Genomic DNA, 13705 nt, shown 5'->3' with positions numbered 1-13705 from the left:
CTTTCAGCCCGGGTTGAGGTGAGACAACCCTAGTGGCGGTAACGTTGCTCAACGTGCATGTACTCAGCGTGAGCTCCCTCAAGGGTGGTGTCGGCAAGACGACGGTGACGCTCGGCCTGACCTCGGCCGCGTTCGCCAAGGGACTGCGCACGCTGGTGGTGGATCTGGACCCGCAGTCCGACGTCTCCACGGGCCTCGACATCAACCTCGCCGGCCACCTCAACGTCGCCGACGTCCTCGAGAACCCGAAGGAGAAGATCGTCCGTCAGGCGATCGCCCCCTCGGGCTGGACGAAGGGGTCGCAGGGCAAGATCGACGTCATGGTCGGGTCGCCCTCCGCCATCAACTTCGACGGGCCGCACCCGTCGATCCGCGACATCTGGAAGCTCGAAGAAGCCCTGGCCAACGTCGAGCAGGACTACGAGCTCGTCCTCATCGACTGTGCGCCGTCGCTGAACGCCCTGACCCGCACCGCGTGGGCCGCGTCCGACCGCGTCACCGTCGTCACCGAGCCCGGCCTGTTCTCCGTCGCCGCCGCCGACCGTGCGCTGCGCGCCATCGAGGAGATCCGCCGCGGCCTCTCCCCACGCCTGCAGCCCCTCGGCATCATCGTGAACCGTGCCCGGGTGCAGTCACTGGAGCACCAGTTCCGCATCAAGGAACTCCGGGACATGTTCGGCCCGCTCGTGCTCTCCCCGCAGCTGCCGGAGCGCACGTCGCTGCAGCAGGCGCAGGGTGCCGCGAAGCCGCTGCACGTCTGGCCCGGTGAGTCCGCGCAGGAGATGGCGAAGAACTTCGACCAGCTGCTCGAGCGCATCATGCGCACCGGCAAGATCGGTCCGTACGCCGAGGGCGGCGCCGCGTAGGTCGGTGCTCGTGCGGTCGCGGCGCGGTCGCGGTCGCGGTCGCGTGACATGCCGCTCACGTCCGCCGAGAGGTCACCAACCGTCGGTCGGCAGCGTCGCAGCCGACAGTTCGTGACCACTCGGCGACTGCCGGGAGGCCCGCCCCGGCCCCGGCAGGCACGCTCGACCCCGGCTCGCCCAGCGGCCACAACATGCCGCTCACGTCCGCCGAGCGGTCACCAACTGTCGGCAGGCGGCGTCGCAGGCGACAGTTCGTGACACCTCGGCGACGCGCACACGACGGTTCGCGACCACTCGGCGACTGCCAGGAGGCCCACCCCGGCCCGGCAGACACGCCCGGCCCCGGCTCGCCCAGCGGCCACAACACACCGCTCACGTCCGCCAAGTGGTCACCAACTGTCGGCCGGCGGCCGCGCAGGCGACAGTTCGCGACCACTCGGCGACACGCAGGCGACGGTTCGCGGCCGCTGGGCCCGAACCCGAAAGGTCAGGAAGCGCGGGAAGCGCGACGAGCGGCGAGCTCGTCGGAGGGGTCGGCCGCGGCGGTGGCGTCGAGCTCGACCAGGGAGCTCTCGACCTCACGCAGGACCTTGCCGACCGCGATGCCGAAGACACCCTGGCCGCGGGACACGAGGTCGATGACCTCGTCGTCGGAGGTGCACAGGTACACCGAGGCGCCGTCGGACATCAGTGTGGTCTGCGCCAGGTCGGAGACGCCGGACTCACGGAGCTGGTTGACGGCGGTGCGGATCTGCTGCAGCGAGATGCCGGTGTCGAGCAGGCGCTTCACGAGCTTGAGCACGAGGATGTCGCGGAACCCGTACAGGCGCTGTGACCCGGAGCCGGCGGCCCCACGGATCGTCGGCTGCACGAGCTCGGTGCGGGCCCAGTAGTCGAGCTGTCGGTACGAGATGCCAGCTGCCCGTGCGGCGACGGTGCCGCGGTAGCCGTTCTGCTCGTCGTGCTCGGGCAGACCATCGGTGAAGAGCAGCCCGAGGTCGTACCGGGTCACATCAGACTCGGTGCCAGGGGTGTCGTTCCCACTCATGAGCTTGCCTTCCACGACGATCGAGCTCCCGCCCGAAGCTTCAACGACGGGTTGAGAGTTGTTCCGAGGTCCACGGTAGCGACTCCGACCGCTCCCGCGCGGGACATCCGACCCGGCGCGTCCGGCGTGTCGAGGATACGCCTCGGCCACTGACACACAAGCCCTGTCGGAGCACCGGACGGCGTCATGCGTCGAGACGACCGATGGCCTGGCGGATGAGGTTCGACCGGATGATCTCGAGGTGCCCGGCGATCTCACGTGCGAGCTCGGTGGCCTTCGCGCGAGAGGTCGCGTCGCCCCGGCGGGAGACCGGCATGAGGGCGGACTCGATGAGACCCACCTCGCGTTCGGCGGTACTGCGCAACGTGCGGAGGTGTCGCGGCTCGATGCCGGTGCGCTGCAGTTCGACCAGGGCCTTCAGCACGGAGACGCCGTCGTCGCCGTAGGTGTCGGTGGCCGGCAGCAGCGAGGCCGAGACCGCATCGGCGAGGAGCATCGGGGAGGCTCCGGCTGCCCGGACCGTCTCGTCGCGGGTGTACCGGCGTTCGCGACCGAGGATTGACGGCTTCGGCGCGTCGCCACCGCCGGGGAGGACGGGTTCGCGTCCGGCATCGAGGTCGGCGAGGTACTCCTTGATGACCTTGAGCGGCAGGTAGTAGTCACGCTGCAGTCCGAGGACCACCCGGAGCCGCTCGAGGTCGGCAGCGGAGAACTTGCGGTACCCACTGGCAGTGCGGATCGGGGTGACGAGCTCGCGCTCTTCGAGGAACCGCAGCTTCGAGCTCGACAGGTCCGGGAACTCGGGCTTGAGGCGAGCGAGGACCTGCCCGATGGTGAGCAGGTCCGGTGCCGCGGACCCCGCCCGGGCCGCAGCGGACCGTGCGGCCACTACGCGTTCGCCAGGCGCGCCAGGTCGACCCGAGATGCGTAGAACGTCAGGCGGAACTTGCCGACCTGGACCTCGGCCCCGTCGGTGAGCAGCGCTTCGTCGATGCGGACACCGTCGAAGTACGTGCCGTTCAGCGAACCGTTGTCCTTGACGCTGAAGCTCGTGCCGTGGCGCAGGAACTGCGCGTGCTTGCGCGACACGGTGACGTCGTCGAGGAAGATGTCGGCGTCGGGGTGTCGACCGGCCGTCGTGACGTCGGAGTCGAGGAGGAACCGCGCACCCACGTTGGGGCCGCGACGGACCACGAGCAACGCCGACCCGGAGGGCAGTGCGTTGACGGCTTCACGTTCTTCGGTCGAGACACCGGACTCGGCGGTGAGCGCCGCGCCCATGTCCATGCTGAAGGTCAGCGTGGTGTCGACCAGCCGCTGCTCCGGGGTCTTCTGACCGCCCGGCTGCGGGACCACTGGATCTGGCATCGGTGGACCTCCTCCTCTTGGCCCACCAGCGTATCGGAAACGACGGCCCGAGCGGCAGCCCCGATCTGGGACTGTGGAGGGACTTCCGCGATCCGCGAACGCACGAGCCGCGTCAGCGACCCGTGGGACCCGGCGTCAGCGTCCCCGCGCGAGCAACCAGAGCAGGTACGGCGCCCCCACGACGCCCGTCACGACGCCCACCGGCAACGCGGTGCCGGGGAAGGCGAACTGTGCCAGCAGGTCGCTGCCGAGCGTGATCGCGGCACCGACGGCGGCGGCCGGCGCGAGCGCCACCCGCCCGCCGCCGACCAGGCGTCGGGCGATCGGCGCGGCCATCAGCGCGACGAACGACACGGGCCCGGCCGTGGCGACGGCTGCGGCGGTCAGGCACACGGCGGTGAGGAGCAGGAGCACCTTGGCCCGGTCCGGCCGGAGTCCGAGTGCGGCGGCGACCTCGTCCCCGAGGCTCAGCACCTGCAGACGGGCGGACTGCAGCAGCGCGAGCACGACGAGCACGACGAACGCGACGCCGAGCACCCCGACCAGGTCGCGGTCGACGGCGTTCAGGCTGCCGGAGAGCCAGAGCAGCGCGGTGCCGGCCTGGGTGACGGTGCCGCTCGTGAGCATCCAGCCGGTGATGCTCAGGCAGATCGCCGCGACGCCGATCCCGACGAGGATCACCCGGTTGCCGGTGATCCCCCGTCGCCAGGCGAGCCCGGCGATGACGATCGAGACCACCACGGCACCGACGAGCACGACCGAGAAGAGGGTGCCGCCGCTGGCACCGAACAGCACGATGGCGGTGAGTCCGGCGGCACTGGCCCCCGAGGTGATGCCGATGACGTCGGGGCTCGCGATCGGGTTCCGCACGACGCTCTGCACGATGGCGCCGGCGACGCCGAGGCTGGCGCCGACGAGGACGGCACCGAGCACCCGCGGCCCGCGGAGCTGCCCGATGACGAAGTCCGAGATCCGGTCCCCCTGGCCGAACAGGGCGGCGAGCACCTGCCCCGGGGTGAGCGGGATGGAACCGGCACCGAGCCCGACCAGGACGAGCACCACGACGACCGCCACCACGGCGACGAGCACCGCGACCTCACGACGCAGGCCGGCCGAGCGGCGCAGACCGCCAGACCGGCGGCGGCCGGAGCCGAACAACTGCCTCACAGTCCTCGCACCGCCCTCGACCGCACGAGCGCGATGAACACCGGCGCCCCGATCAGCGCCGTGACGATACCGACCTGCAGCTCCCCCGGGTACGCCACGACGCGGCCGATCACGTCGGCGACGAGCAGCAGTGCGGGGGCGACGATCGCCGACAGCAGGATCGTCCAGCGGTGGTCGGGTCCGCTCAACCGACGGACGGCGTGCGGCACGGCGAGCCCGACGAAGGCGATCGGCCCGGCGGCGGCCACCGCGGACCCGGCCAGCAGCACCGCGACCAGACCGCCCACGGCGCGGACGAGCACGACCCGCTGCCCGAGCGACGCCGCGAGTTCGTCCCCGAGCGCCAGCGTGTTGAGCGACCGCCCGAGACCGAACGCGATCACCAGCCCGACGAGCACCGGCGCCGTGATGATCCCCGCCGTGCCGAGGTCCTTGCCGGCGAGGGCACCGACCTGCCAGAACCGCAGCTGGTCGAGCAGGCTCTGGTCGGTCACGAGCACCGCGGTGGTGACCGACGACAACGCTGCGGCGACCACGGCTCCGGCGAGTGCGAGTCCGACGGGTGAGAGGCCGCGACGGGCGACGGTCGCGATCCCGTACACGAGCAGTGCGGCGAGGGCGGCCCCGACGAACGCGAAGGGCAGGTAGGCGGCCGTGCCGCTCACGCCGAAGAGCGCGATCCCGGCCACCACGGCCAGGGTCGCACCGGAGTTGATGCCGAGGACGCTCGGGTCGGCGAGCGGGTTGCGCGTCACGCCCTGCATGACCGCCCCGGCCACCCCGAGCGCGGCTCCGGCGAGCAGTCCGACGACGGTGCGGGGCACGCGGTTGCCGAGCACGATGAGCCCGACCTCGTCACTCCGACCGGGGTGCAGCACCGTGTCGAGGACGGTGCCGAGCGGGATCGGCCGCGAGCCGTACGCGATCGACAGCGCACACGCCACGGCGAGGACGACGACCGCCAGCACGGTCGCACCGACGAGTCGGGGGACGGAGCTGGGAGCCGGGGGCGTGGACGTCGACGGAGGCATGGAAGTAAGGCCACCCTAACGCCGGAGCCCCACTCGGCGTCCCCCGAGCAAGCCCGGAGCGTGCGCAGGGTTCGTTCATAGGCTCATCATGGGGAAGCGATCTGTACTGGTCTCCATCGACGCCCGACCGGGCCGTCGAGGGACGACCGGAGAGCACCGATGAACGAGACCCCGAACCCCGCAGCCGCCGACCACGACGAGGACGGCACCCCCGCCGCGCAGCAGCAGGCTCCCGGGATGCACTGGGAGGCGCCGCACGCCGACCCGGCCTCCCTGCGCCCGGCGTACGCGTTCGACGGCTCCGGCCCCTACCTCTACGGTCCGGACGGCTCCGGCCCCTACGCCTACACCCCGGACGGCCGCGGCCCGTACCTGATCGGCAGCCCCGCCCTCGCCGGCGCCAACCACGCGTGGGCGTACTCGGCGGCGACCGCGAACCACCCCGGCACGACGAAGCGCCCGCGCCGGCTCGGGCTGATGATCGGCTCCGGGATCGCCGCACTCGCCATCGTCGGTGCGGCCGGCGGCACCGCCCTCGGCCTGTCCTCGCAGGGGACGACCACGACGTCGAGCCAGTCGCAGGGCACCACGACGCTGCCCGGCACCGGATCCGGGACCGACGGGACCGGCGGCACCGGAAGCAGCGACGGCACGAACGGCTTCACGGTGCCCGGCGACGGCAGCGGCAGCGGCTCCAGCGGAGACGGCAGCACCGGCACGAGCACCCAGTCCCCCGCCACTGCGGCGACGGCAGCCGACAAGAAGGGCGTCGTGACCATCAACACCGTCCTGAACTACGACGAGTCGTCGCAGGCCGCCGGCACGGGCATGGTCCTGACCTCCGACGGCACGATCCTGACGAACAACCACGTGATCCAGGGCGCGACGAGCATCACCGTCACCGACGAGACCACCGGCAAGGAGTACAAGGCCGACGTGGTCGGGGCCGACGCCACGAACGACGTCGCCATCCTGAAGCTCGAGAACGCCTCCGGGCTGTCCACGGTCACGCTCGACGACGACGGCGAGCCGAGCACCGGTGACACCGTCAAGGACGTCGGCAACGCCGAGGGCACCGGCAACCTCGTCGCAGCGGAGGGGACCGTCACCGCGACCGACCAGGACATCCAGGTGCAGAGCGAGTCCGGCACCGGCACCGAGTCCCTGACCGGCCTGATCGAGATCTCGGCGGACATCGTCTCCGGCGACTCCGGCGGGCCGGTGCTCGACAGCGAGGGCGAGGTCGTCGGCATGGCCACGGCAGCCTCCTCGGGCACGGCCGACGTCACCGGCTACGCCATCCCGATCACCACCGCGAAGACGATCGCCGAGAAGATCCTCGCCGGGGAGTCCTCGAGCACGATCACCATCGGGCTGCCCGCGTTCCTCGGGGTCGAGGTCAGCAACACCACCGGCACCACCACCGGCGGCGTCGCCGTCGCCGGCACGGTCGAGGGCTCCGGCGCCGCGAGCGCCGGCCTGGCCGCCGGGGACACGATCACGAGCATCGACGGCACCGCGGTCACGAGCTCGGACCAGCTGACCGAGGTCGTCCAGTCGCACTCGGTGGGCGACGAGGTGAGCGTCCGGTACACCGACAGCACCGGCGCCGCGAAGACGGTCACGATCACCCTGACCGCAGGCCCCGCCGCGTAGCGGGAGAACCCGGGCGCGCTCAACCCAGCAGCGCCCGCACCACCGACCGGTAGACGTTGGCCGGGGAGTCCGTCCGGAAGGCGGTCTCCCCGGCCTTCGTCGCGCCCACGCGCGCGAACCCGTGCCCCTCGGTCCGCACGATCGTGATCGGCTTCGGCTTGCCGGGTCGACGCAGGTACGAGACGGTCCACGGCGCAGCCCAGAACCGCGCGAGGCGGGGGTCCGCCTCGGCGAGGGCCTCCGGCAGGTCCGGTGCGTCCGGACCGCCGGCCAGCCTGCGGCCGAGCAGGTGCCCTGGGAGCGACCCCGTGCGGAACGGGAAGGTCCACGTCGGACCGATGCCGAGCCTCCCGGCCAGCAGCGCGACGGCCCGGTCCGGCGTGACCGAAGCGACCACGGCGCCCGCCGCGTCGGTCCCGTCGACGACGGTCTGCGACCAGGCCTGGAGGCGCGACTCGCCCCCGTCAGGCAGGTGCTGTTCCAGCGTGACCGGCTGGGCATCGCCCTGCCAGGGTTCGAGCAGGGTCTGGGTCGACTCCGGCAGGGTGCCGAGCCGGCCGACGAGGCCCGCCTCGATGAGTTCGCGGCCCGCCGCGGTGCGGAGGAGCGTGGGGTTCCACCGGCGTCCGGCGAGGCTCTGCAGGGTGCCGACCGCGTCCGTGCTGAGCCGGGGGCCGTCGAGCGGTGTCGTCGGGTCGGGGGCCGGCAGGGGCTCGAGGTCGCGCTCGGGACGGACCGGGACCGTCTCGGTGGCGCGGACGCTCTCGAGGACGCCGAGCACGAGGTCGTCGGTCTCGAGGAGCCGGGCGAGCGGGCGTTCGATCGTCAGGTCGACGCGGTGCCGACCGGTGACGAAGAGCAGGTGGGTGCCGGCGACGTCGCCGTGCTCGTCGGGCCGGACGTACTCGACCAACCGGGCCGGCGCGCCGGCGGTGGTCCACGGGTCGCAGCCGACGAGCAGCAAGCCCTCGACCGAGCCGGGCAGCCGTTCGAGCAGACCGGTGTTCTCGTCGCCGATCGCGCGGTCACTGGGGCGGGATCGGACGGTGAGGACGACGTCGTCGCCGGTGACGCGCAGGTCCGCCTGGGCTGAGTCCTCGCGGCGCCAGGAGTCCGGGCGGCGGAGGGTCAGGCGGGCGGTGCGGTCCTCGGTGCCGAGCGGGACGGGGACTGCTGGGATGAGCGTATGTCGGGAGCGGGGCGCGGGGGTCTGCGGCTCGCCGGGGTGGGCGGGGCCGGGTGCGCGGCGGGGCGGGAGGTTCGCACGGAGGTGTGGTCCGCACGGTGCGAGGTTCGTCGGCCGGTGCGGGGCTGGTGGCTCCGTGCGGCACCACAACCCCGCACCGAGCCTCCGTCGATGCGCCCGCCGACGAAGTCCGCACCGTGCGACCCCGGCTGCGCGAATCCCGCACGGTGCCGCCTCCGCCACACCGTGCGGGGCTGGTGGCTCCGTGCGGCACCACAACCCCGCACCGAGCCTCCGACGGCGCACTCGCTGACGAAGTCCGCACCGTGCGACCCCGGCTCGACAGCACGACAAGTCCGCACGGTGCGAGCCGAGCGCGTCAGCGCCGAGCAGGCCGCGCGGGCGGCGGCGGCGGGACGGGCTTCGCGGCGACGACGTCGGCGAGCCGGACCTCGACCGGGCCGCGGCGGGTCGCGATCGTCACGGCGTCGGGCGTCCGTGCGACCAGGTCGCCGAGGGCGTCCTGCGCGCCGTCCCCGTGGTGCGCCCGGACCACCAGGCGGTCGCCGAGCGCGGCGTCGTGCAGCACCCCGAGGGCACGGGCCCGGGCGATCGCCGCCTGTTCGTCCGCATGCACCACCCCAGGGTACGGGCCGCCTAGAGTGTCGGCATGGAGAAGGCCCGGGTCGACAGCTGGATCTGGGCCGTCCGGATCACCAAGACCCGGTCGGCCGCAACTGCCGCGTGCAAGGCCGGGCACGTCCGGGTGAACGGGGAGCGCGCGAAGCCGGCCCAGCCGATCGGGCCCGGTGACGAGGTGCGGGTGCGCCAGAACGGCTTCGACCGCATCGTCGTGGTGACCGGCATCATCCTGAAGCGGACGAGCGCCCCCGAGGCCGCGAAGCACTTCGAGGACAAGACCCCGCCGCGGCTGTCGAAGGAAGAGGCCGGGTTCGTCCCGATGCGTGATCGCGGCGCCGGACGGCCGAGCAAGCGCGAGCGCCGCGACCTCGAGAAGCTCCGCGGCTACTGACGCTTCGGCTTGCCGTACGGGTCGATGACGACCTCGAACTCCTCGTCGGCGGCCCACTCGACCGCGATCGGCTGGCCGGTCCAGCGCGCTTCGAGGTGCCCGTCGTCGTCCTCGTCGGACCCGCAGAGCGCCGAGCCGCTCGGCACCCGCTCGACGGCGACCCGACCGTCGACCCCGACGGCGTACAACTCCACCACCCGACCACGGATGGTCTGCGTCCGCACCGTGTCGTGCCGGACCTCCTCGAACCGACGCGCGCCGTCAGCGGGTACAACGCCGTACTCGACGACGTCACCGATCTCGACGGCCGGCCCACAGCACTGGTGCTCCCAGCCGCCGATCTCGACCACGACGTGCGACGCGGACATCAGACGAAGCGGACGGTCTGCTGCAGGCGGTCGCGGATCTCGAACACGTCGACGGAACCGGCCGGCGACCAGACACCGTTCAGCACCTGGGCGAGCGCACTCCGGCGGACGACGAGCGCGGTGGGCTTCTTCGGGGAGCCGACGAGCTGCACGTCCTCGGTGACGGCGGCGTCCGGCACGACGAGCAGCCGCCCGGAGAACCGCACCCGGGTCTGCTTCTGCACGGCACGGGCGGCGCGGACGAGTTCCTTGACGGGTCGCTCCCCCGGCGCGAGCGTCTCGCCGACGATCTCGCCGTGCTCGACGCGGACCGGAGCGCCCCAGTCGATGGACTCAACGGCCCAGAGTCCGCTCGGGGTCAGGACGGCGTGGTCGAGCTTGCCCTCGGCTCCGGCGTCGAGGTCGTGCCACACCGTGACGCCGATCCCCATGTCGGAGACGATCGAGGCGGTGGCTTCTTCGGCCAGGGCCTCGGCGAGCAGCCGCCGGATGTGCCGGGGCGCGGAGCGGATGAGCGTGGGGTCGTAGGGGTCCTCGATGGGGTCGCCGAGGCCGACCCACTCGCGTTCGGCCTGCAGGAAGACCTCGCGCGACCGACCGCCGGGGTGCCCGTGGGACCGAGCCCGGGGGCGGGTGTCGCGACGCGCTGCCGGGGGTGCGTAGGCGTCGCGACCGGTGTCACCCCTGCCGGTGGAGTCGGAAGCACCGAACGAAGCCGACGCCCGGGACCCGATGTCGTACGCGCGCCGGGCTGCCGGCGTACCGATGCGCTCCCATGCGAGCTGGACCTGGCGGAAGCGCTGGGCGTCGCCGCCGAGGTCGGGGTGGGTCTCGCGAGCCGCCCGCCGGTAGGCGCGGCGGAGCGCGTCGTCATCAGCCGTCGCGGGGACGCCGAGGACTTCGTAGGGGGTGGCGTCGGCCGGGCTGTCCGTCATGGCCCTGCGACATTACCGGAGGCAGTGTCGGAGTCCGCCGCATGGTTGCTGGGTACGGTCTGGAGGGTCGGGGCGGCCGGGCAGCCTCGGCACGCGGCCCGCGGGTGGTCGCGTCAGACCACCGTGGTCGCGACGGTCGCACCGAGGAACGCCGCGTACCGCGCGGCCGCCGCCTCGAGTGCGCGGACGGACGACGCGTCGAGGACGCCGAAGGGTGCGACGGTGACGAGGTGCCCGGCCCGGCGCTCGGTGCGCTTCCACGTGCCGACGACGCGACCCCGGACGACGGCCATCGGCAGGAACATGCCGTTCGCCCCGGGGACGACCCGGTCGGCGTGGACGGGGTCGAGCTGCGCGGACCGGTCGGCGTACCCGAGCAGGTACTCGTCGAAGCCGGGGAGCAGGTGTCCGGTGGGGACGCGCGCGGCTGCCGGCCGGTCGGCGACGTCGAGGAGTCCGTCGCCGAGGTCCTCGACCGCGTCTCCCGCCGCGGCCCGCGCTCGGCGGAGGTCACCGAGCGGCAGCTTCGTCCAGCTCGCCGCGTCGGCCTCGGCCGCGGGGCCACGGCCGCGCAGGTACCCGAGCAGGACACGGCGGAGGGCTTCGTCGCGGTCCGGCAGGTCAGCGGTGGCGGGTGCCCACTCGTCGAGCAGCACGAGCCCCTGCCCGACGCGGGCGGTGGGGCCCCAGGCGACGAGGCCCTCCTGCGCGAGCTGCAGGACCAGGTGGTACCCACGCCCTCCGGCCGGGTCGATGCCGGCAGCGCGGTACGCCGCGAACAGGTCGTCCCGGACCAGAGCGCGACCACCGGCCAGGGCACCGATCGTCGCGTCCCGGGCCCGGCCGAGCAGGGCGTCGTCGATGCCGAGCTCGGCGGCGCGTCGGGCGATCGTGCGGAGCGTCCGTTCGGCGGTGAGCGAGAGCAGCAGGCGCAGGTCGTCGGGGCGCAGGGCGTGCAGGGTGCCACGCATCGGCCACGAGCGGACGAGTTCCCCGCGGTCGAAGGCCTCGCGGACGTCCTCCCGCGTCGATCCGGGAGCGCGGACCCCGATGGCCCAGAGCACCTGGCCGAGGTCCTGCCCCTGCACCGCCAGCATCCGCTCCACGACCGCGGTGGGGCGCAGCCCGGGCGCCGCGATGCCCTGCGCCGCGAACCGCGCCGTGCGGAGCCGCGCGGGGCTGGTGGTCACGCGACGGCGGCGGTGACGGCGTCGGCGTGCTGCTCCAGGTAGGCGACGTCGGCGCGGTACAGGTCGGCGTGGCCGTGCTGCAGGTCGCTGACGAACTTGGGGTTGCCGGCGGCGGCCTCGTGCTCGATCGTCGTGACGAGGGCGACGAGGGACGCGATCATCGTCTCGGCCAGGACGCTGCGGGAGCGGTCGTCGAGGCCGTAGGCGCGACAGAACTCGGCGGCGCGTGCGAGCCGCTCGTCGAGGGCGCGAGCGGTCGATCCCTCGACCGCGCCGGTGGTGAACGGCGCGAACCGGTAGACGGCACTCGCGACGTCCCAGACGCGAGGGCCGGGGTGTGCGGTGTCGAAGTCGATCAGGCCGACGGCGGCGATGCCGTCGTAGACGCAGTTGTACGGGGCGAAGTCGCCGTGCACGATCGTCTCGACCGGGGCACGGTCGGCCTGGGACCAGAGGTCGTCGGTGGCGCTCCGCGGGAAGTCGGCGGCGGCGTCGTGGAACTGGCGGAGCAGGCGGGCGCTGGTGACGAGGGCGGCCTCGCTGGCGATGTCCTCGGTCCAGGGGTACTCGCCCGCGACGCCGGGGACGAACGAGACCGTCTCGAGGGTGTCACCGAGGGCGATCGGTTCCGGCGCTGCGACGAAGCCCTGCTCGTGCAGGTGGGCGAGCAGCCGGTGCACCGTGGGGGTCCACGGCCCGGCGGGGCGGTGGACTCGGTCGTCGGCCCTGGTGATGCGCTCCAAGGGGAACCTCCTGCGTGTTGCGTCTCCGTTGACGGAGGGCCAGCGTACCGATCAGGACCGACATGCGTCCCACTCCATCCGGAACACGATCGGCCCCAGCGCGGTGACTACAGCTGGTCGCGCAACCAGGACGGCCCGTGGACGGTCGCGCCGAGGGCCTCGACGCGGTCGCGGAGGTCGCGGTCGGCCGTCACGACGACGACCGGCCCGTCGCCGGCCTGCACCGCGGCCCGCGCGGACTCGACGATGGCGTCGTCGCCGGAGGCCGGAGCACGGACGACGTCCACGGCGCCGGTGGCGACGCCGCGGTCAACGCCGACAGCGCGGTCCGCACCCCCGTCTCCACCAGCACCGCCCGCGTCGGCAGCGGCCCGGGCCTCCCCCTCGAGCACCACGGTCCACCGCGGCCACCACCGTGCGAACGGCAGGTCGAGCAACGACGCGGACACCCCGCCCGCGGCGAGCGCCGACACCTGTGCCAACAGGCGCGATGCAGCGCCGGCTCGGTCCTTCCACCAGCCGTCGGGCACGCTGCCGACGACGTTCGCCGCGTCAACGACGACGTGCGGTGTGGTCGCGACGGTGGCACGGAGCGCCGGCCAGGACCTGCCGAAGCCGGGGTGCAGGGGCAGGTCGTCGACCTGGTCGATCGGGATCCACGACAGGGCGAGGCTCTCGCGGTCGGCGATGACGGGTTCGAAGGGCCGGGAGGCGCGCCCCACGACGGTCGTGTAGGTCCAGAACCCCAGGTCGAGCAGTGCCGTGTGGCGCAGGGCGATCGCGTCGTCGGGCACACCGGCTTCTTCGGCGGACTCGCGGAGCGCGGCGGTCACCGCTGCTTCGCCCTGGTGCCGTGCACCGCCGGGGATGCCCCAGGTGCCGCCGTGGTGGCTCCACTCGACGCGGTGCTGCAGGAGCACGCGGCCGGCGCCGTCGTCGACGAGCAGGCCGGCGGCGCCGAAGCGTCCCCACGCCTTGGTGCCGTCGGGGCCGACCGCCCAGGCGTCGCCGGGGTCGCGGGGGCCGGGTGGGGGCCCGGGGGGCGTTGCGTCTGACACGGTCCAACCCTGGCACACGGTGCCCGGAGCGGGCCTCGAAGTGGTCACCGGGCGTC

At 73.2% G+C, this 13705-nt stretch carries 15 protein-coding genes; 3 read left to right on the top strand and 12 right to left on the bottom strand.

What is annotated here, in order from left to right:
* Positions 1-53 precede the first annotated feature (53 nt).
* Complete coding sequence (locus tag DEJ20_RS07305; protein ID WP_027465232.1) at positions 54-866, top strand: ParA family protein; 813 nt, start codon at positions 54-56, stop codon at positions 864-866.
* A gap of 487 nt (positions 867-1353) precedes the next feature.
* Here DEJ20_RS07305 and DEJ20_RS07300 read toward each other — a convergent pair whose 3' ends face one another.
* The 5 genes from DEJ20_RS07300 to DEJ20_RS07280 all read right to left on the bottom strand — a co-directional run bounded on the left by DEJ20_RS07300 (position 1354) and on the right by DEJ20_RS07280 (position 5480).
* Positions 1354-1914 (bottom strand): MerR family transcriptional regulator, encoded by a 561-nt coding sequence (locus DEJ20_RS07300; protein ID WP_027465231.1) that lies wholly within the window; start codon positions 1912-1914, stop codon positions 1354-1356.
* A gap of 184 nt (positions 1915-2098) precedes the next feature.
* Entirely contained in the window at positions 2099-2803 is a 705-nt protein-coding gene (gene ftsR, locus DEJ20_RS07295) for a transcriptional regulator FtsR (RefSeq protein ID WP_111236452.1), read from the bottom strand.
* Positions 2803-3282 carry an FHA domain-containing protein gene (locus DEJ20_RS07290; RefSeq protein ID WP_051596676.1) on the bottom strand — a complete coding sequence of 160 codons (480 nt, stop codon included), beginning with the start codon at positions 3280-3282 and terminating at the stop codon, positions 2803-2805. The genes ftsR and DEJ20_RS07290 overlap by 1 nt, the downstream gene beginning before the upstream one ends.
* A gap of 135 nt (positions 3283-3417) precedes the next feature.
* Positions 3418-4449, bottom strand: a complete 1032-nt coding sequence (locus DEJ20_RS07285) for a FecCD family ABC transporter permease (RefSeq protein ID WP_258377258.1) — start codon at positions 4447-4449, stop codon at positions 3418-3420.
* Positions 4446-5480, bottom strand: coding sequence for a FecCD family ABC transporter permease (locus DEJ20_RS07280; RefSeq protein ID WP_111236451.1), 1035 nt, complete (start codon positions 5478-5480; stop codon positions 4446-4448). Before DEJ20_RS07280 ends, DEJ20_RS07285 begins: the two co-directional genes overlap by 4 nt.
* A gap of 159 nt (positions 5481-5639) precedes the next feature.
* Between DEJ20_RS07280 and DEJ20_RS07275 the strand changes: the two genes are divergently transcribed.
* Positions 5640-7136 (top strand): trypsin-like peptidase domain-containing protein, encoded by a 1497-nt coding sequence (locus DEJ20_RS07275; RefSeq protein ID WP_258377257.1) that lies wholly within the window; start codon positions 5640-5642, stop codon positions 7134-7136.
* A 19-nt stretch (positions 7137-7155) separates the two neighbouring features.
* On the opposite strand, the gene DEJ20_RS07270 is transcribed toward DEJ20_RS07275, so the two are convergent.
* Both DEJ20_RS07270 and DEJ20_RS07265 read right to left on the bottom strand, forming a co-directional pair.
* Entirely contained in the window at positions 7156-8472 is a 1317-nt protein-coding gene (locus DEJ20_RS07270; protein WP_284183382.1) for a hypothetical protein, read from the bottom strand.
* A gap of 229 nt (positions 8473-8701) precedes the next feature.
* The gene (locus DEJ20_RS07265; protein WP_258377218.1) at positions 8702-8959 is read right to left on the bottom strand and encodes a hypothetical protein; all 258 of its coding nucleotides are present in this window, start codon (positions 8957-8959) and stop codon (positions 8702-8704) included.
* Between the two features lie 33 nt (positions 8960-8992).
* Between DEJ20_RS07265 and DEJ20_RS07260 the strand changes: the two genes are divergently transcribed.
* On the top strand, positions 8993-9355 hold the full coding sequence (locus DEJ20_RS07260; RefSeq protein WP_027465224.1) for an RNA-binding S4 domain-containing protein: 363 nt from the start codon (positions 8993-8995) through the stop codon (positions 9353-9355).
* On the opposite strand, the gene DEJ20_RS07255 is transcribed toward DEJ20_RS07260, so the two are convergent.
* The 5 genes from DEJ20_RS07255 to DEJ20_RS07235 all read right to left on the bottom strand — a co-directional run bounded on the left by DEJ20_RS07255 (position 9349) and on the right by DEJ20_RS07235 (position 13649).
* On the bottom strand, positions 9349-9723 hold the full coding sequence (locus tag DEJ20_RS07255; protein ID WP_111236052.1) for a hypothetical protein: 375 nt from the start codon (positions 9721-9723) through the stop codon (positions 9349-9351). The genes DEJ20_RS07260 and DEJ20_RS07255 overlap by 7 nt on opposite strands.
* Positions 9723-10658 (bottom strand): J domain-containing protein, encoded by a 936-nt coding sequence (locus DEJ20_RS07250; RefSeq protein WP_111236053.1) that lies wholly within the window; start codon positions 10656-10658, stop codon positions 9723-9725. Before DEJ20_RS07250 ends, DEJ20_RS07255 begins: the two co-directional genes overlap by 1 nt.
* Before the next feature lie 113 nt (positions 10659-10771).
* Entirely contained in the window at positions 10772-11848 is a 1077-nt protein-coding gene (locus DEJ20_RS07245) for a winged helix DNA-binding domain-containing protein (RefSeq protein ID WP_111236054.1), read from the bottom strand.
* On the bottom strand, positions 11845-12591 hold the full coding sequence (locus tag DEJ20_RS07240; RefSeq protein WP_111236055.1) for a phosphotransferase enzyme family protein: 747 nt from the start codon (positions 12589-12591) through the stop codon (positions 11845-11847). Before DEJ20_RS07240 ends, DEJ20_RS07245 begins: the two co-directional genes overlap by 4 nt.
* A gap of 107 nt (positions 12592-12698) precedes the next feature.
* Positions 12699-13649 (bottom strand): NUDIX domain-containing protein, encoded by a 951-nt coding sequence (locus DEJ20_RS07235; protein ID WP_111236056.1) that lies wholly within the window; start codon positions 13647-13649, stop codon positions 12699-12701.
* Positions 13650-13705 lie beyond the last annotated feature (56 nt).

The sequence above is a fragment of the Curtobacterium sp. MCSS17_005 genome (assembly GCF_003234225.2).
Lineage (GTDB): Bacteria > Actinomycetota > Actinomycetes > Actinomycetales > Microbacteriaceae > Curtobacterium > Curtobacterium flaccumfaciens.
This window is presented reverse-complemented; position numbering and strand designations above follow the sequence as displayed.